This is a genomic window from Dulcicalothrix desertica PCC 7102, assembly GCF_003991905.1.
GTDB lineage: Bacteria > Cyanobacteriota > Cyanobacteriia > Cyanobacteriales > Nostocaceae > Dulcicalothrix > Dulcicalothrix desertica.
The window spans coordinates 33,647-50,708 of sequence record NZ_RSCL01000039.1 but is presented as its reverse complement, the minus strand read 5'-3'; the positions used below and the strand labels follow the sequence as shown (position 1 = coordinate 50,708).

Genomic DNA, 17,062 nt, shown 5'->3' with positions numbered 1-17,062 from the left:
ATCTTAATATTTCGTTATCACACTACCCTAGTTAAGAGCGACTTGTGACAGTATAAAGTTTTGAATAACTTATATAAAATATTGGAAAATCTAATATAAAGTTTTTTAGGTTCCCGATTTAGTGAACAAATCGGGAATTTGACATTTAAATGGTTACTCCAAAGCGCGTTTTAGTTGTTCGCGCTCGATAGCTTCAAATAGCGCACGAAAATTGCCTTCCCCAAATCCTTTAGCAAGGTTACGACGTTCGATGAATTCAAAGAAAAATGTCGGTTGCCCGAAAATGGGTTGAGTAAAGATTTGTAACAATAAGGCGCCTGGATTATCTTCTCTAAAGTCAACTAAAATTTCTTGTTGAGTTAGGGAGTCAATTTCGGATGGAGAAAGTGGAAAACCGGGTCTAGTTACAAGCTTGGAATAATAAGTTGGGGGAACTACTAAAAAGGGCAAGTTACGAGAACGAAACAGAGAAATCGTTTCCAGTAGGTTAGACGACGATAAAGCAATATGTTGAATTCCTGCACCTTGGTTGAAGTCCAGAAACTCTTGAATTTGCGAGTTACCTGTTGCAGGTTGGTTAATTGGTAGCTGTACACCACCACAACGCGATATCATTACCCGACTGTGTAACCCTGAATTTTCAGTTTGGATGTTAAAACTTTGCTGTGGTTGAAAATCAAGTATTTTTTCGTACCAAGTTACAGCGTTGTCTAATTCCCCTGTTGGTACATTTAATACAATATGGTCGATGTTGACCAGGGTTCGTGGTTCGTGGTTCGCGGTTCTTAGGTGTGTTTCGATTAAGGTATGCGATAAGGAACCCCAAGCCTTAATTTTGGTAAATTGAGTATAAATACCATTCCAATAATATTCGCTAATTGGTTGCAAAATTTTGGCGCCGTAATTATAAGCGCGCTCTTGTATATCTTGAATATCTTCTACAGTAAATGCCACATCAGCTACACCAGGTGGGTGGTGACGTAGAAACTCAGCGACTGGACTGTTGGGTAATAACGGTGAAGATAGTACGAAGCAGATAGAACCGCTTTTGACTACTTGAGTACAAGTATGATTATCATTCTCGTAGTCAAGAGGATAAGGAGGAAGCATGTAGTCGTCTACCGCTTCAAAACCTAAAGTACTTACAAACCAGTCACGCCAAGCTTTGGCATCTTCCACGTAAAAGTGAACGTGTTCAATTTTCATAATTGCTGAAAATCCAGCCTCACAGTTCCATTGTTTGTAAATATTGCACTTTTTCTTGAATTTTCTGCTCTTTCTTAAGTAATAGTTAGCAATTAATGTTTAATAATTTAAAATTAAGAAGCTTTACAAATAACAAATTTTAATTTAAGTTCCAAAAGTAGAGATACCAGATTTTTGCAAAAAAACGGGTATCTAATTGATTTATTGCTCATCTAACATCCCGCTATTGGCGACTAATTTAGGGTATACTAATAAGAAAAATCCCATCCATGTCAATATCGGTACGGCAACGAGGATGGTTAACCAAATAATTTTGAATATAACCCAACTGGCGCCGATTATTGTTGTACCAGTTAGTAAAATAGACCAAGGTTGACACCACCAAGGTTTATAATCCCATACATTAACAGGTTGTTGTTCTGACATTTTTTAACTAATTATTAATAAAATATTATCTTTTATTATCTAATCATAACATTTCATAGAAGTTTTATCTACATAATCAAAGAATTCGTCTAAACTATTAAAACTTTCCTCTCCTTCTTTCACTCGCAACAAGGTGTACTCTTCATCGAGATTCCCAATTTTGAATAGGTTTTTATCAATATCATACAAATTAGCTCTCGTAAATTCTGCATCTATTAGTGCTTCACAATCCTTCAATGCTGCATTTTGGCGAGTCGTAGTACCTTTGTAATTATCAAGCCATTGTTTCAGTACATTGGTTTTACAGTTAAGCGCTAACGCAATTTCTCTCAATTTCCCTACGCTCTGGCTTCGTCTAAAACGCAGTACCCTTGGGGCTTTATGATGGGACGGGCAAGGATGCCCATCCCACAAGATATTAATTTAGTTATTTTTCTATTACTTCACGTACTAGCTGTGCTAATTTTTCGGCGCTATCTGGTAGGACTACAACTTTAGAGTTTTCTCCCATTTGTCGCAGTTCGTCTGGAGATTTTAATAAGCGTAATACTTCCTGAAGCAAAGTTTCTGCTGTTAAATCTGATTGTTTAAATAATAATGCTGCGTTCACTGCTGTAAACACGTTGGCATTATATGTTTGGTGGTCTTCTGCTGCAAAGGGGTAAGGTATTAATATTGACGGGGTGCCACATACTGCTAATTCGGTTAAACTTCCGGCGCCTGAGCGGCTTATCGCTAAGTTAGCTCTACGTAATAATGCTGCCATATTGTCGTAAAATGGCAAACATATATACTGCGGATGTTGTAAGCTATTAGCGTCGGGGTCACTTTCTCCTGTAAGATGAACAATGTAGGCGCCTGCTTCAAACCAAGCTGGAGCGCATTGTCGAACTAATTTATTCACAGCTACGGCGCCTTGACTACCACCGAATACCACTATTAAAGGCGCCTCGGCAGGAATTGGTAAATCTAAAGTCGCGGCAATTCCTTCATCTAAAAATTGTGACCTCACAGGAGTACTGGTGTAAATAGTTTTAGCTTTGGGTAAATATTTTGCAGCCACGTTAAAACCCACAGCGACAGCATCGCACCAAGGGCCAAAAAAGCGGGTGACTTTGCCGGGTAGGGCATTTGCTTCGTGGAGAATTACGGGTAGACCCAGCGAACGTGCGGCAATAACCGATGGTCCAGCGATATAACCCCCTGTGGTAAAAACTCCTTGGAAGTTACCTTGCTTGAGGAGTTTGCGAACTTCTAAAATGGAACCGATAAGTTTCCAAAGCGTAAAGAGCGAAGAAATTCCAAAACCTTTTTGAAATCCTTCGACAGATATGGTATTAAGCTTATACTGTTTGGGAACTAGCTGAGTTTCCAGACGATTGGGAACACCCAGCCATTCAATTTGATACTCTGGCAATTTCTCGCAGAGTGCAATTGCGGGGAACAAATGCCCCCCAGTGCCACTCGCAGCAATCAATAATCGTGTTGGTGTGTCTACCATCTAAACTTTTACCCGTGTGACTCCCTAGTTTAATTAAGATAAAACAAATTCGCAGTTTTCTTTCGTAAATATCTTACGTATCAGCAATGCCTAACTTGATTAAGTTATTACCTTTACGCTCGTATCGTACCAAAGTCAACCACAAGTTAACTTTTTTTCTGCTTGTAATGAGTTTATTCACTAGTTGGCAGTCTGTCCAAGCTAGTACGGCACAAAATGCTCCTGCCGAACTTACAAATTTGTTAACACAAATCGATTCTGCCGCAAGTCAGGGTAACACCAAAGCAGTAATGCAATATTACAGCCCTAACTTCACCCATAGCGATGGCTTAAATCGCCAAAGCATGGAAAAGGCTTTAGTGTCGCTGTGGCAACGTTATCCAAGATTACGTTACACAACGCAGTTACAATCGTGGAGAAGACAAGGTAACACAGTTATTGCCGAAACAGTTACACAAATTTCTGGATTACCAAGTGCAAACAGTCAGAATATGGTACTTAACGCCACAATTCGTTCTGAGCAGCGCATTAATGGGCAGCAAATAATACAACAGAATATAATATCCGAACGCACCCAGCTTACATCAGGAGCAAAACCCCCACAAATTGATTTTAGATTACCTCAACAAGTCAAAGTCGGGCAGCAATTCAGCTTTGATGCTATTGTCTCTGAACCTCTTGGTGAAGATTATCTTCTCGGCGCCGCATTAGAAGAACCGGTTAAAGCTGAAACGCTGCTTAAACCCACTCCTGTAAATCTTGAGTTACTTGGTTCTGGTGGGTTATTTAAAGTAGGAACGGCGCCTGCAACTCCTGGTAGTCGATGGATATCAGCAGTAATTATGCGTGGTGAAGGCACAACAATGATAACCCAACGCTTGCGAATTGTGAAATGATGTCCAGATACCCGACTTATTTCAGAAGCGGTTTTTTGAAAAAACTGGGATTTTTTATATGCACTTCTCTTGCCGCCAACCAAGCGATGGATTTCAAAGTGAGGTGATGTTTTAAAGAGCGCCATAATTTAATGAACCGGGTCAGTAAATTAGAAACCCCATCCGCCATGCGGTGGGGTGGTTCATGGAACTCCAAAAAATAAATCCTTTAAGCTTGTAGGATGGGCTTCGGTGCCCATCCTACAATAAAAATTGGATATTTATGTTTATTTGGTACTTTCTTATACAGTAGATTGCAAGCAGATTACGTATAACACTGTGTCAGGTTGATTACCCACAATTACCATAATGTAGAGACAGCATTTAATTCGGTTTCTACAAAGATTTTATTATGGTCATGCTACAGGACATAATATCAGGTGAAAATATCAAACTATTGCGGGAATGGCATCTTTTTTTTGTGCAAAAGTACTATTATAGTTTACGCCTTGCCAATATCCTCAGAACATCCTTGGCTTCGGCATAGCCACCTGGTAAAAGCAGCCAAACACAGGCATAAAAGAGAGCATAAATAAAACCATGCAAACATAAACTGGCGATTAAAAGGGGAATAGGCGGCATGATCAATTGAGCGAGATAAAGCAGGGTTGCCGCTAAAATAGATGAGATCGCGGGTCGCCAAACAGAACTGAAAAAATCGGCAAGAGATTTGCTCACACAATGAACCACAGCAGGGTACCTCAGGAGGCACATCCCAATCGCGTATCCCAGTGCGACACCGAAAGCTCCCCACCTTACACCAATGATGGTCGCGCTAGATGACCAGGATAGAGTTTTCCGGAAAACCTGTGTCAAGTTAACGAGCATTTGAAATTGACGGTGGAACCCTATTTCTAAGGGAAGAAAAACTCTTCAACAACCCCTTTTTATAAGGGGAAGCAAACCGAGCGATTGTGTGGACCGGGTGGATCAAAAAAGCACGACCCAAAGCCTTTGCTGCCATCCAACTCTGCCCGTTTCGTTGCAGCATGTCGGCATGATTAAATACAAAATCGGCAAATTTTTTGCGGGAATGGCTTATAAATAAAGCGTGATGCTTGGTGAGAAGTTTCTCAAAGCTTCGCTGGCGGCGTTGTGCATTGGAAGAGACTCGAACGCCTTCATAGGCAGATAGATGGTAGGTGATTTCCGCAATTCCCCATAATGAGCAAACCGGATTGAGTCGCAGAAATAATTCCGTATGGACTCGTGAATTAAAGTTCGGATCAAATCCTCCCATTTCTAACATTACCTCCCGTTCAACCACTAAAGTCTGCTTGCAAAAGAAAGATTCACCGGGTTGAATCTCCTCTAAACAAAAGTGAGAACCTCTCGGTAGCGTTGGCGGCAGGTGAGTTTCTAGCACTTGCCCTTGTGAGTTGACGATGTTAAGCCCAAACAGAACGGCGATCGGTGCAGGTAAATTTTGAGGCATTTGATCAATTGCCGAAAGCGCCTTTTGCGCCATGTCCGGCAGCAACACATCATCATCATCCAAATAGGTAATCCAGCGACTACGAGACTCGATAGCTCCTCGATTACGAGCCATCGCCCCTCCCTGATTAGATTCTAGGCGAATAACCCTGAGATTTTCTCGCTCTGGTAGTACTACTGCTGGATTGGAGCAGTCATCTACAACGATAATTTCAATATCTGTTATCGTTTGATTTAAGGCACTGGAAACGGCTCTATGCAATAGCTCGGGACGATTGTAAGTTGGAATAATGATGCTTAGACGGGCAGTATTCATCCTCTAGTTAACTCCTAGGCATATGAGACACGTTGGGGAACAGGAGTAGAACAAAATCTTTAGACGTTGGTAGACGCTGCGAAGAAACTCAGATGTGCAATCTAAATCTTCTTTTTAGAAGTATAAAGCATGACTTACTCGCGTTTGTTAGTGTCAGTAGTTATCGCATTATAACCCAGTTCACGCAGGGGAGAAAGTAGCTCGGCTTTTACCAGCCGCCAATCCAAAAACGAAATACTTGCCCAGTAATAGTTTCAGCAAAAAAAATCAATTATGAACCCATTAATTGCTCGTATGTTCCACACCCAAAAAATTGTCAGTCCAAAACTCTTTTAGGGGTTTGTTTAAGGATAAGCCTGCTTTGGAAGAGGCTTTAGCTTATAGGTGAGAAATACGTCAGGCAGATTATCTTAGCGAAGAATTAAATGAAGTATCTTTTGGATACAGACCATCTAAGTATTATCTAGCGGCGAACAGGGCTTGATTATGCTAATCTGTCGTCCAGCTACGCTTCAACCTTACAAATTGCCATTATGTGTAATTAGTATTTATTTATACTATAAGTAATTTACTTAAGGCGCCTATAAAACTAATCTATTCAGCACTAACAGGACTTACGGATGAAAACCTAGAAACCTGGAATATACGTTGATAACATGTAATAAAAATGACGATTTTGCTTAGAAACCAGGTTTATGCAGCGTAAGTCCTAACTAATTATGCGCGCTGAAAATACAACAATGGTGACGCAACGCCTACGAATTGTGAAATAGTTAATAAGGGTAAAGGCTTTTCTTTCTCCCTTCAAACTAATCAATTATGAATCAAATTGTTTTCATTACAGGTGCAAGTAGTGGCATCGGCGCCGCTTGTACTAAGGTTTTTGCTCAAAATGGCGCCAAATTAATTCTCGCAGCACGTCGATATGAGAAACTACAACAGGTAGTAGAGTTGCTAAGTATAGACTCGTCTAATGTGCATTTAATTGAACTTGATGTACGTAACCGTGCGGCAGTAGAATCTGCTATTTCGTCGCTTCCTGCTGAATGGTCAGATATAGATATATTAATTAATAATGCTGGTCTAAGTCGCGGTTTAGATAAACTCCACGAAGGCGCCTTTGAAGACTGGGAGGAAATGATTGATACCAATATTAAAGGTTTATTGTACATGACCCGTTATATAGTACCAGGGATGGTACAGCGCGCACGGGGTCATGTAATTAATATTGGTTCGATTGCCGGACACCAAACATATCCCAGTGGTAATGTATACTGCGGTACAAAAGCTGCCGTTAAATCAATTTCCGAAGGATTAAAACAAGATTTACTTGGCACACCTGTTCGTGTAACTTCCGTAGACCCTGGTATGGTAGAAACCGAATTTAGCGAAGTGCGGTTTCACGGTGATACAGAACGCGCGGCAAAAGTATACCAAGGAGTCACACCATTAACACCCGATGATGTAGCCGATGTGATTTACTATTGCGCGACCCGACCAGCGCACGTCAACATCAACGAAGTTATCTTAATGCCCGTAGACCAAGCAAGCGCGACTTTAGTAAATCGTAAATAATATCATTACAATATTAATATTTATTACGATTTGCAAAAATAGTACATTATGCAGGATACAGCCAACGCCCCAACGAATGGTATAACAGCATTAACGGCGATTAATGTTGCAAAAGTTTTTACCATAGTTTTATTAGTCGCTTTTAGCTTTATCTATGGTGTTCATGATATGCGACAGGTAATTTATTTGTGCTTGCATATCAGCTATTGTTTATGGTGGCTACTTGAACAATGGCTGTTTCCACAACGGTGCCAGATGTTTAGTGAACAAGTAGGAATTATTGGGTTTATATTTTCACTACTTTTTGTAGGTGTCTTGTATGCTTTGCCTGGGTACTTAGCATTTACTAACCAGGTTCCATTATCTATGACGGCAGTAGGTATTGCCTTACCACTATTTATTTTTGGCACACTTATAAATACTGCTGCCGACGTTCAAAAATTAACAGCCAAACAATATAACGCTGGACTAGTTCGAGATAATATTTGGCGCCTGTCACGCAACATCAACTACTTCGGTGACTTATTACGTTACCTCAGCTTCAGTATAGTAGCAGGTTCCCTTTGGGCATACATAGTACCCGCTACCATAACCGCACTATACCTTCAACGCATCAGTCAAAAAGAACAATCAATGTCATCCAAATATCCAGAATACACCGAATACCAACAATCAAGCGCGCGCCTTATCCCCTTCATTTGGTAAAATTTCTTGTGGAGCAGACATCCGAAGCTGCCCTTGTGTAATTGCTATCGTAATTAATACTTAAACAACCTTATGCTGGGTGAAGTGGTAGCATAACCCAACGTAAATCTAGTTAATAGCAATGGTCGTTACATTAAAGCGACATATCATACTATTTTAGTATATAAACCATCCTTTTTATCAGCAGGAAAATCAACTTTGAAGTGGATAGAGTATGCAGAAAGCAAATGAGTGTTTTACTAGGAGTACAAATCAAAGAAATAGGTAGGACTTTTATTGTAAGCAATATTTATTCACATTTATTAATGGATACATTATATTTTAAAACATATAGTAATACAATAATTCAATTAGTAAAAGCCAATCAAGATAGCTTATATCTCAAACTTTCTTCAAAACAAGAACCGATAATTGACCCAGAATACGAAATAGAGCCAGAAGACAAGTTAATTTTCAAAGCTATAGACATTCAAAAACTAAGCTTGCCTGTTGAATTTAAACGTATTACAGAGTTTTGGGCTGGCGTCGAAGATAAAGAATTTTTGATTGGATTTGTTCTACACGGTAATAGCCAAGAAGCTTTGCTTGCAATATGTACGGAAACAGACGAGATAGAAATAATTGATTATGATGCGTTCCGTCAACGAGTTGAAAGTTTTCCATTTTACTATAGGAAACTATCGACTTACTGGTATCAAAATACTGAATAAAATCTTTGTAAAAGCAGTAAGTATTTCTTTATAGTTTTGTGCAGATTATAGGATTTGTGTTGGGTTGTGCTGTCGCTCCACCCAACCTACACCGTAATCTTGCAAATTGCCATAATATGTAATTGGTATTTATTTGTACTGTGGTAAATAAGTTGTAGTCCTGCTTGTTCTAATTCTTCGATAAGTTCGGGAAGTTGGTGTTTATGATGGCGCCAAATAGTTATTTCTTCATCTTTAGAAATCTCCACCTTTTTATTTATTCCTGCGCTACTAAAATCAATAGTGTAATCAGAAGTAAATTTTAAATTGGCTACTACACTATCTGTTTTTTTATCGTATTTTCTAATTAGCTGACAGTCTTGGTGTTGGATACCTATATTCTTGTTAATACGTTGGTATATTTGTTCAGCATGATAGTAACAACCACCTCTTGCTACTCCATCCCATTGAGAGTTATTACCAATTTCATTAGTTAAGACTAGCAAGTCATTTCTGCCCATGCTTTGTCTAAAGTTTTTAAGTGCTTTGACTCGATGTTGAAGATTACCAATGGTAACACCCAAGTGTAAAAATATGTTTACATTATCTCGATGCAGTAAGTATTCAGGGATAGGGCTATTCTCTATGTCAATATAGCTATTTGTATACTTGATGAATGGAAACCATCTAGTAAAGTTTCTTTTTGAGACTTCGAGTAATTCTTCACTAATATCTAACGCTGTATATCTATCTATCCTGCCTAATTTATCAAGTTTACGAATATACTCTTTGACAGGATATGAATTTCCGGCACCTACATCTATTATGTTGACTTTCCGACTGTTTTGTGTATTCGCATTGAGATATTGAAAGTTATCTCTTAAAAGTTGAATTTCTACATTCGAGCGATACCAGTTAGGAATAATCAACTTTCTGTAGAAATTATCCCAAATATTGGCGCCTGCTCCTTTATAGGAATATTTTAAAGGTATTTCACGTCGAATTTTCAGCGCTTCGATTAGACTTAAAATTTCCTGTTTGGAAAAAACTGTATAGAACTCAGAACTTGGCTGTGCAATACGGTTGTTTGTTATGCTAAAATCCTGACTTTGTAAATTGCGATTAATTTTTTCAGCCACTGTTCTGTAAATTTAACGATATAAACAACTATATCATACCATTTCTATATGAAGATGCACTTTATTACTCTTACTCCCCCCTTATTAAGGGGGGCTGGGGGGGATTTAATTATTGGCAGCTTCATATTAAATTGGTATCAGCTTTCAATGGTTTGTGACTGCGCCAAATTTCTTTAGAGTTGTTATTTAGGTAATGCCTAGTTTAGAGCGCTGCTTTCTAAATTCTTCAAGCAAGTACCGGAGTTCCTCACCCAACATTACAATAGGGTTGGCTTCGTAGCATAAGCCTACTGCAGAAATAACCCAAACTTCATTATTAATAACATCTATTTCTGAAGAGTACATACATTCAGGAAGGTCTTCTTTTTGGCTAGCTCGATAAGCATAAATGTTGATGTCGAGATATATAATGTCATCAATTCCCTCCCCATCGGGAGCAAAAAGGTCTTCAGCCTGATTAGCGTAGTAGTCAGACTTCATAAGTATTAACAAATCAGATAGCAAGTTATCAGGATCATCTGAAACACAGATGTTTTCTGCATCAACAACCACAGTACGCATAAAACTTCAGTAATGGAACCAGTTACCAAATTACTTGTTAAGTTTGCTTCAACTATAAGTCCGAGTTTTTGAATTTCCTCTAGTTGAATGGGTTCAGCATGAGTAACATGCCCTAAGCGGATAATTACTTTGGCTGATATCTCCAGTTTCTTTAATGTCTCCACAATAGTTTGTACATTTCTTTTAGCAATTCTGCTTTGCTCACTGTATTCCTCTGGGGTTTTGTCTTGTCTAAAATATCCCTCTCCAACATGAACTCTAATTACAAAGGTTGCATTCTTCTGCTGTGCTTTCTGTTTAAGAAACTCATATAGCTTGGAAACGCTTCATTCCTTCTTGGGTAAATTCGCTTTCTTCTGGTCCAGCAATGTCCAAGCCAACAGTCCATCTGCTTCCTACTGCATTAAGTGCTTTTAAATCATTTTTTGTGAGTAGTTTATTTAGGTCTGTCGGCTTTTTTACTAATCTCTTGGTACTAAGTAATTGCAAAAAGCGAATATCAATGAAAGTTTCGCCTTCAAGCATCTCTCTAAAATCTCTAAAGGACACGTTTGCAGGTAAGCTTCCTTGTAATTCTACGTATCTTATATCCTGACGCTTTAGATTTTCTACGACTGCCCAGAGTACTTGTTTTTGGCTAACTCCCTGGTTGGCTCGAAGCATTTGGTTGCGGAATTGATAAGCAAGGTTGTAAGGAGTATTGCCAAGGGCAGAAAGAAGGTTGCTAACAATGTTTTGTGCTGTTTCCGAGTCAAGCTGTTCCGGAAATTCGTTGCTGCCGTCGTCAGTGATTATTCCCTCCTGTTTCAAAATATTTCTCAATACGAATCCTTCACGGGATTTGTTCTTGAAGTAGTTCCAAAGATTCCTCAGAGCTTGCCCATAATTTTCTCCGTAGTTACCAACACGCATAAGCTCTTCAGGTGTCAGTACGCCGTTGTAATGATTATGAAGTTCAGTATATCGTATAGACAATTTTTTTAGCTGTAACACTATTTACCAGGAACAGCTATATATTAAAATATTTAAGAATAAACCACAAACAGCGCAAAGGAACAAGTCGCGCACTACAAAATTAATCGCAGTATATCATCAACCATTCCATATGGATGGTCTAACATTGAAGCGTTACAAAAAATAGCTGATGTTAGTTTACGACCATGAAAATCTGGTAAATGCATAGCCCAAGTATTATAACCGGGACCGCTACCTCCGTGACCATACATAATATTGTATCTTGACTCAGGGTCAATCATTATTCCCAAGCCATAACAAGGGTTTTTGTACCAAGGGTGACGAGTTGGTGTTGGCAATGGGGTTAGCATTTCCTTTAAAGACGAAGAGTTAAGTAATTTTGCAGTAAAGAGACTTTCAAAGAATTTCACTACATCTTCTGCTGTGGAAACAATTAACCCAGTTGCACACCAGTCAGGATGATAACGAGGAATTACGTTTTCTATTCTGTTTTCTACATTTAATTCTCGACTAAAACCCGGCGCCAATTCTCCTTTAGTATCAACTTCATGCGCTACATATGTATTCTTCAAATCCAATACATCAAAAATCTGACTTTTTAATGCTTCGGCAAAAGTTTTACCTGTCACCGCTTCAATAACTTCATACAGTAACATGTACCCAGTATTCGAGTAACGAAATTTTTCTCCAGGTTCAAAATCAAGTTTTCCTTGGCATGTTAACTCGATAACTTGCTGATGTGTCCAAGGTGTTGAAGGATTTTTTCTTACGGCAGGTAAATAACTATATAAACTAGTATAATTAGGCACTCCACTTCTATGATTAAGCAGGCGCCGTAAAGTTACTGTTTCTGGAAATGGTAATTCTCTAAGCCATTTTGTAACAGGCTCATCTAAGTCTATTAACCCATCTTGCATTAATAGTAACAAGCAAGTAGCAACAAAAGTCTTGGTAATACTATATATGTAGAAACGACTGGCGCCCATATGAAAGCGCGCGTTTAAATCTGAATATCCAGCGCTTTCTGACCATGAACCATATTTTTCATCGCTAATTGCCACATTAACACCAATACATGGTTCAAAGCATAGGGCAGCGGATACAACGGATGTAACGGATGGTTTATTCATTAAATGGCGCCTTGGTTTATCTCTTATTAACTCTTCCTTTGTGTCCTTTGTGACGAGCGTGGTTTATCTTTCCTCTCTCTGTGTTCTCTGTGACTCTGTGGTAAAAAAACACATTCTCTGAACAGGCAGGGATGCCTGTTCCACAAGCCTATACTACAACCAGCCAACTATCCGTTACATCCGTTTTATCCGTTGCCAAACATTTTCCTGATAACGTCTTGATAACGCTCCATGACAACATTTCGGCGAATTTTGAGCGTTTGGGTTAGTAAACCATTTTCAATAGTAAATGAGTCTGGAATTAAATCAAACACAAGAATTTCATCATCGCGACGATAACCGGGACGGTTGCGGGTTTCGCGGTTAAGTTCTTCCCGGAATAAGTCTCGCACAGCTTTACTATTTAAATCAATGTTTTCTACAGGCTGATTTAACTTAGCTTCTAATGCTTCCATATTCGGTACAATTAAGGCGCCCAAGAATTTCTCATCTTGACCAACAAGCATTATTTGGTCGATATAGTCACTTCGTAAACAAGCGTCTTCAATTGGTTGAGGCTCGATATTTTCCCCGTTAGTTAGTACTATAGTATCTTTAGCTCGACCAGTTAAGACTATTTGGTTATCTGGAGTTAACCAACCAATGTCACCAGTGTCAAACCATCCTTCGTTATCGATAGCTTTGCGTGTAGCTTCGGGGTTTAGGTAATATCCTTTCATGACTTGCGGACCCCTGGCCATGACCAAACCTTTTTGCTTTGGAGCTAAAGTTTGACGAGTTTCTAAGTCCACAATTTTGAATTCTGTACCAGCGATGGGTTTACCCGAAGAACCGCGTAAGTTTTTGTAGTGACGACGTGCGGAGAGAACGGGGGATGTTTCTGTTAGTCCGTAACCGACTAAAATATTGATGCCAACTATTTCAAAAAATTCTTCCAAGTGCTGTGCTAATGAACCACCACCGCAAATAAGCTGTTTAACATTGCCACCTGTTGCTTGCTGAATTTTCTTGTAAACTATCATTTCACCCAAGAAATGCAACGGCGCCAGTAAAATAGTAGTTGTCCAAGCGTTCATAATTTGCGCGCGCGTTGGATTTAAGTTTTGTAAGTCTAAACCTTTCCAAGTTCGTACTGCTTTAATAAATCTACCGCTAACTGCCAAAAAGTTATTAATCAGTTTTTGCATTCTAGGTGATTTATCGCGGAAGGATTTTTGAATTCCTTCGTATATAGATTCCCATAAACGCGGTACACCGACAACGTATTGCGGTTTATATTCTTGTAAATCTTGCTTTAAATAACGACGGTTAGTATAAACTTGAGTACAACCTTGGGAAAGTGTGTAATATTCTCCTACACGTCCAAAGCTATGCCATGTCGGCAATATGCTTAATGTTTTATCACCAACTGCAGGTTGAATAATTGATGTGAGGGTATTAAGTTGATGTATGATATTACCGTGCGTTAACATTACACCCTTGGGTTTGCCAGTTGTCCCGGAAGTGTAAATTAAGGTTGCTAATTGGTCTCTATCAAGCTTTACATCTTTAAGAGTGCTACTCGATGCCAACTGCATGAGTTGATTATAATTAATTATTTTTACACTTGGATTTATTTGTACTTCCTCATCAGACAGCAGAACTATCCACTGTAAATTTGCACTATATACTTCTGGCTCAAGCTTTTTGAGAGTTTTAATATTTTCGACAACTAAGCCAACACTACCGCTATGTTCCAATATATAGAGCAACTCTTCTTTATCTGCTGCACTTGACCTTACCGCATTTGCGGCGCCTGCCATCATAATACCTTGGTCGGCAACCATCCAACGTGCGCTATTATCGGCAAACAATGCAATTCGTGGTAATACAGAATCTTCTGTATCTTGAGTAATCCCTAATACCTGAATTCCAGTTGCAAACTGTTGAATTTGATAGTACAGTTGCTCGTAAGTGAGAGTAACTTGAGGTTTGGCATGAGGGTCTATTAATGCAATAACATCTTTAAACTGTTTTGCAGCAATATGCCACATCGCAGGTAAGGACTGTAACTCAGCATAGCTAACCAAACCAGTCATTTGATATTGTTCGGTTTGAGAAAAAGAATAATTATCTATAGCCATAATATATAAGTTAGGGAGTTTGTGTATCTACAATATAGGTTCTACTAACTACTATTTATGCAGGTCAAGCTAAAAAATTAACGAAGCTACAGGACAGTTTGATAACCTGCCCCTGATAAATACTATGGTAACTATAAACAAATAGTTATATAAAGATTCTCTCTCCATGTTTAAATAAAATCTAAAAGTCTCTCTCCTTTAACTCTTACCTCTGTGTCTCTGCGTCTCTGTGGTGAAATACTTTTTTTTACCACAGAGACACAGAGAGCGCAGAGAAGAAACCAATTAAATAGTTTAAATATGGACAGTACTAAATTCTTTGATTTTCCACGTGAAGAGAAACTTTTTGGACTGCGACCCGAAGTTGGAAGATGGTTATTTATTCCTTTAGGGTTAACGGTGCTGCTATGTTTAGGAACAGTTTATTCTTGGAGTATCTTTAGTAGTCCATTTGAAACAGCACTACAAGCCAAACCCGGAACAATATTACTACCCTTCATGGTGCTGGGTGTGGTTTTTACCCTTATCATGCCAATTTCTGGGTTATACATATACAGGTTTAGTCCGCGTATACTCACCAGTATTGGTGGAATTATTGTTGGAATAGGGTATTTACTCTCAAGTATTGCTCCCAACTTACCATTTTTGATCCTTAGTTATGGTTTAATAGCAGGAATTGGTGTTGGTATTGCTTACGGTGTGCCACTTGCAGTAGCTGCACGTTGGTTTCCTGACCGTAAGGGTTTAGCGGTGGGGATGACCGTTGTTGGTTTTGGGTTATCACCGTTGATAACGGCGCCGTTAGCAATTATGTTAATGAATGGTAACAGTGCAATTGGTCTTCCTGGTTTTGGTGTACGCGGTACTTTTGTAATTTTAGGTATTGCTTTCACCATCATAATTTTAGCGATTGCGAGTGTGTTAAAGATGCCTCCGCTACGCTGGCAACCTGCAAATTGGCGCCCAACGGTATCAAATACAGAAGTTACCGATAGCATAGATACACCAATGGTGCAAACCCAGACTTTTTACGGACTGTGGGTTTGTTATATAGTTGGTACATTTGTTGGACTAACAGCAATTGCTACAACTGCACAAGTTGGAAAAGAAATAGTTGGACTACAACAGGAACAATTAGCATTTGCAATTCCATTATTTGCAGTATTTAATGGTATTGGTCGTCCTTTGTTTGGTTGGTTAAACGACCGTTTCAAACCCAAATTAACTATTATCGTTATCAATGTTCTGATTTTGTCTGCCTCGATAGTGATGTGGAATACATCACAAGGGCAAGTTACGAATTTTTTAATAGCGTACTGTGTATTTTGGTTTTGTTTAGGAGCATGGTTAGCAGTGGCGCCTGCTGCAACATTGAGCTTTTTTGGCTTAAGTAATTACCCTAGTAACTATGGTTTAATGTTTACCGCGTTTGGTTTTGGAGGTTTAGGTGGAATTTTTACTATTGGCGCCATACGAGGAATTACCGGGAGTTTTGCACCGTTTTTCTTTGTGACGGCAACTTTAGCTTGTGTGGGAATTGTAATGTCAACCTTTTTCCTTAACCGTCCGCGTAAGACTGCTATTGCTGACTTTTTGTTTAATTGGGTGATAAGTCCTATTAGTCCTGCGTTGCTTTCTTTTGTGGAGTTTTGGCTGAAGAGTGCTAAGGCTTCAAAATAAATTAAACGCCTATGGTTTAAACCATAGGCTAATAGTAGAAGTCTATTAAAATGGACTAAAATAATTGTATAAGACGCTGCTATATTATCAGTGTAATGGAATCCCAGACCCAAAAAATTTTGACTGAGTTAGAAACATTAACAAACGGTCTAATTTATCCTTTAACCGGAGATGCGCCATATAAAACTTTTTGCTGGCTTCTCAAGGAGAAAGGGGAATTTACTTTAGAGAAATTTTTATTTGATGTAAAAGCTATCAAAATATCTAATTGTCGCGATTTTTTAAATAATGTTCGGGAATATTCATCAGATTTAATATTTAAAAGGTACATTAATTTAATCAAAAGACTAGAGGGTATTTTTGCTATCTTGCACGTCTATCATTACTTTGATATACCTATTATGTTTGGTTATACCTCAAGTGGTGAATTGATTGGGCTAGCACCAGAGCGGGTTTATTCAACTAGAAAAGATTTAGATACTGTGTTAATTTATCCGGAGCAAATTCAAGCGAATCAAACAACTTCAGTATTAGTGAGAGAAATCAAAACTATAATTGATAAACTGCCTTATAATTTTGGAGATACAGCTTGTCCTGAAAGATTATTTTGGACAGTAAAAGTACTTTCTAATCGTAAATACATTATACCAGGAATGATGATTGATAC

The 17,062-nt window shown here is 38.8% G+C and carries 18 protein-coding genes; 6 read left to right on the top strand and 12 right to left on the bottom strand.

All coding sequences use genetic code 11. The features are described 5' to 3' along the window. Positions 1 to 153 precede the first annotated feature (153 nt). From hppD to murG, 4 genes are all read right to left on the bottom strand, one after another. Positions 154 to 1,206, bottom strand: coding sequence for a 4-hydroxyphenylpyruvate dioxygenase (gene hppD, locus DSM106972_RS45490; protein ID WP_127086896.1), 1,053 nt, complete (start codon positions 1,204 to 1,206; stop codon positions 154 to 156). Positions 1,207 to 1,407: 201 nt separating this feature from the next. Continuing rightward, the gene (locus DSM106972_RS45485; RefSeq protein WP_127086895.1) at positions 1,408 to 1,632 is read right to left on the bottom strand and encodes a DUF6737 family protein; all 225 of its coding nucleotides are present in this window, start codon (positions 1,630 to 1,632) and stop codon (positions 1,408 to 1,410) included. 39 nt (positions 1,633 to 1,671) lie between these two features. Then, a complete protein-coding gene (locus DSM106972_RS45480; RefSeq protein WP_127086894.1) occupies positions 1,672 to 1,965 on the bottom strand; it encodes a hypothetical protein in 294 nt (97 codons plus the stop codon). Positions 1,966 to 2,059: 94 nt separating this feature from the next. Next, complete coding sequence (murG, locus tag DSM106972_RS45475; RefSeq protein ID WP_127086893.1) at positions 2,060 to 3,133, bottom strand: undecaprenyldiphospho-muramoylpentapeptide beta-N-acetylglucosaminyltransferase; 1,074 nt, start codon at positions 3,131 to 3,133, stop codon at positions 2,060 to 2,062. 86 nt (positions 3,134 to 3,219) lie between these two features. Between murG and DSM106972_RS45470 the strand changes: the two genes are divergently transcribed. Next, positions 3,220 to 4,029: a DUF8623 domain-containing protein gene (locus DSM106972_RS45470; protein ID WP_127086892.1), complete on the top strand. Its 810-nt coding sequence runs from the start codon at positions 3,220 to 3,222 to the stop codon at positions 4,027 to 4,029. 474 nt (positions 4,030 to 4,503) lie between these two features. Here DSM106972_RS45470 and DSM106972_RS45465 read toward each other — a convergent pair whose 3' ends face one another. Continuing rightward, entirely contained in the window at positions 4,504 to 4,746 is a 243-nt protein-coding gene (locus DSM106972_RS45465; RefSeq protein ID WP_127086891.1) for a hypothetical protein, read from the bottom strand. A 139-nt stretch (positions 4,747 to 4,885) separates the two neighbouring features. After that, positions 4,886 to 5,818: a glycosyltransferase gene (locus DSM106972_RS45460; protein ID WP_127086890.1), complete on the bottom strand. Its 933-nt coding sequence runs from the start codon at positions 5,816 to 5,818 to the stop codon at positions 4,886 to 4,888. Between the two features lie 819 nt (positions 5,819 to 6,637). Here DSM106972_RS45460 and DSM106972_RS45455 point away from each other — a divergent pair. From DSM106972_RS45455 to DSM106972_RS45445, 3 genes are all read left to right on the top strand, one after another. Then, positions 6,638 to 7,393: an SDR family oxidoreductase gene (locus DSM106972_RS45455; protein WP_127086889.1), complete on the top strand. Its 756-nt coding sequence runs from the start codon at positions 6,638 to 6,640 to the stop codon at positions 7,391 to 7,393. Between the two features lie 48 nt (positions 7,394 to 7,441). Next, entirely contained in the window at positions 7,442 to 8,098 is a 657-nt protein-coding gene (locus DSM106972_RS45450; protein WP_127086888.1) for a DUF1295 domain-containing protein, read from the top strand. Positions 8,099 to 8,325: 227 nt separating this feature from the next. Further along, positions 8,326 to 8,808, top strand: coding sequence for a hypothetical protein (locus tag DSM106972_RS45445; RefSeq protein WP_127086887.1), 483 nt, complete (start codon positions 8,326 to 8,328; stop codon positions 8,806 to 8,808). 86 nt (positions 8,809 to 8,894) lie between these two features. Here the strand turns inward: DSM106972_RS45445 and DSM106972_RS45440 are convergent, their stop codons facing one another. The 6 genes from DSM106972_RS45440 to DSM106972_RS45420 all read right to left on the bottom strand — a co-directional run bounded on the left by DSM106972_RS45440 (position 8,895) and on the right by DSM106972_RS45420 (position 14,715). After that, positions 8,895 to 9,926, bottom strand: a complete 1,032-nt coding sequence (locus DSM106972_RS45440) for an L-histidine N(alpha)-methyltransferase (protein WP_127086886.1) — start codon at positions 9,924 to 9,926, stop codon at positions 8,895 to 8,897. Positions 9,927 to 10,112: 186 nt separating this feature from the next. After that, the gene (locus tag DSM106972_RS45435; protein WP_233787971.1) at positions 10,113 to 10,406 is read right to left on the bottom strand and encodes a hypothetical protein; all 294 of its coding nucleotides are present in this window, start codon (positions 10,404 to 10,406) and stop codon (positions 10,113 to 10,115) included. A 5-nt stretch (positions 10,407 to 10,411) separates the two neighbouring features. Then, positions 10,412 to 10,651 carry a hypothetical protein gene (locus tag DSM106972_RS54445; RefSeq protein WP_233787970.1) on the bottom strand — a complete coding sequence of 80 codons (240 nt, stop codon included), beginning with the start codon at positions 10,649 to 10,651 and terminating at the stop codon, positions 10,412 to 10,414. A gap of 142 nt (positions 10,652 to 10,793) precedes the next feature. Next, positions 10,794 to 11,462, bottom strand: a complete 669-nt coding sequence (locus DSM106972_RS45430) for a hypothetical protein (protein WP_127086884.1) — start codon at positions 11,460 to 11,462, stop codon at positions 10,794 to 10,796. Between the two features lie 92 nt (positions 11,463 to 11,554). Beyond that, positions 11,555 to 12,592, bottom strand: coding sequence for a serine hydrolase domain-containing protein (locus DSM106972_RS45425; RefSeq protein WP_127086883.1), 1,038 nt, complete (start codon positions 12,590 to 12,592; stop codon positions 11,555 to 11,557). A 185-nt stretch (positions 12,593 to 12,777) separates the two neighbouring features. Next, on the bottom strand, positions 12,778 to 14,715 hold the full coding sequence (locus tag DSM106972_RS45420) for an AMP-binding protein (protein ID WP_127086882.1): 1,938 nt from the start codon (positions 14,713 to 14,715) through the stop codon (positions 12,778 to 12,780). A 300-nt stretch (positions 14,716 to 15,015) separates the two neighbouring features. On the opposite strand from DSM106972_RS45420, the gene DSM106972_RS45415 reads away from it, so the two are divergent. Then, positions 15,016 to 16,395: an L-lactate MFS transporter gene (locus DSM106972_RS45415; RefSeq protein ID WP_127086881.1), complete on the top strand. Its 1,380-nt coding sequence runs from the start codon at positions 15,016 to 15,018 to the stop codon at positions 16,393 to 16,395. Positions 16,396 to 16,514: 119 nt separating this feature from the next. After that, on the top strand, positions 16,515 to 17,062 hold a 548-nt coding region (locus tag DSM106972_RS45410; protein ID WP_201800876.1), incomplete at its 3' end, for a nuclease A inhibitor family protein.

Coding starts and splice junctions, on each gene's coding strand:
- hppD (WP_127086896.1), bottom strand. CDS start 1,206: ATGAAAATTGAACACGTTCACTTTTACGTGGAAGATGCCAAAGCTTGG.
- DSM106972_RS45485 (WP_127086895.1), bottom strand. CDS start 1,632: ATGTCAGAACAACAACCTGTTAATGTATGGGATTATAAACCTTGGTGG.
- murG (WP_127086893.1), bottom strand. CDS start 3,133: ATGGTAGACACACCAACACGATTATTGATTGCTGCGAGTGGCACTGGG.
- DSM106972_RS45470 (WP_127086892.1), top strand. CDS start 3,220: ATGCCTAACTTGATTAAGTTATTACCTTTACGCTCGTATCGTACCAAA.
- DSM106972_RS45460 (WP_127086890.1), bottom strand. CDS start 5,818: ATGAATACTGCCCGTCTAAGCATCATTATTCCAACTTACAATCGTCCC.
- DSM106972_RS45455 (WP_127086889.1), top strand. CDS start 6,638: ATGAATCAAATTGTTTTCATTACAGGTGCAAGTAGTGGCATCGGCGCC.
- DSM106972_RS45450 (WP_127086888.1), top strand. CDS start 7,442: ATGCAGGATACAGCCAACGCCCCAACGAATGGTATAACAGCATTAACG.
- DSM106972_RS45445 (WP_127086887.1), top strand. CDS start 8,326: ATGAGTGTTTTACTAGGAGTACAAATCAAAGAAATAGGTAGGACTTTT.
- DSM106972_RS45435 (WP_233787971.1), bottom strand. CDS start 10,406: ATGAAGTCTGACTACTACGCTAATCAGGCTGAAGACCTTTTTGCTCCC.
- DSM106972_RS45425 (WP_127086883.1), bottom strand. CDS start 12,592: ATGAATAAACCATCCGTTACATCCGTTGTATCCGCTGCCCTATGCTTT.
- DSM106972_RS45420 (WP_127086882.1), bottom strand. CDS start 14,715: ATGGCTATAGATAATTATTCTTTTTCTCAAACCGAACAATATCAAATG.
- DSM106972_RS45415 (WP_127086881.1), top strand. CDS start 15,016: ATGGACAGTACTAAATTCTTTGATTTTCCACGTGAAGAGAAACTTTTT.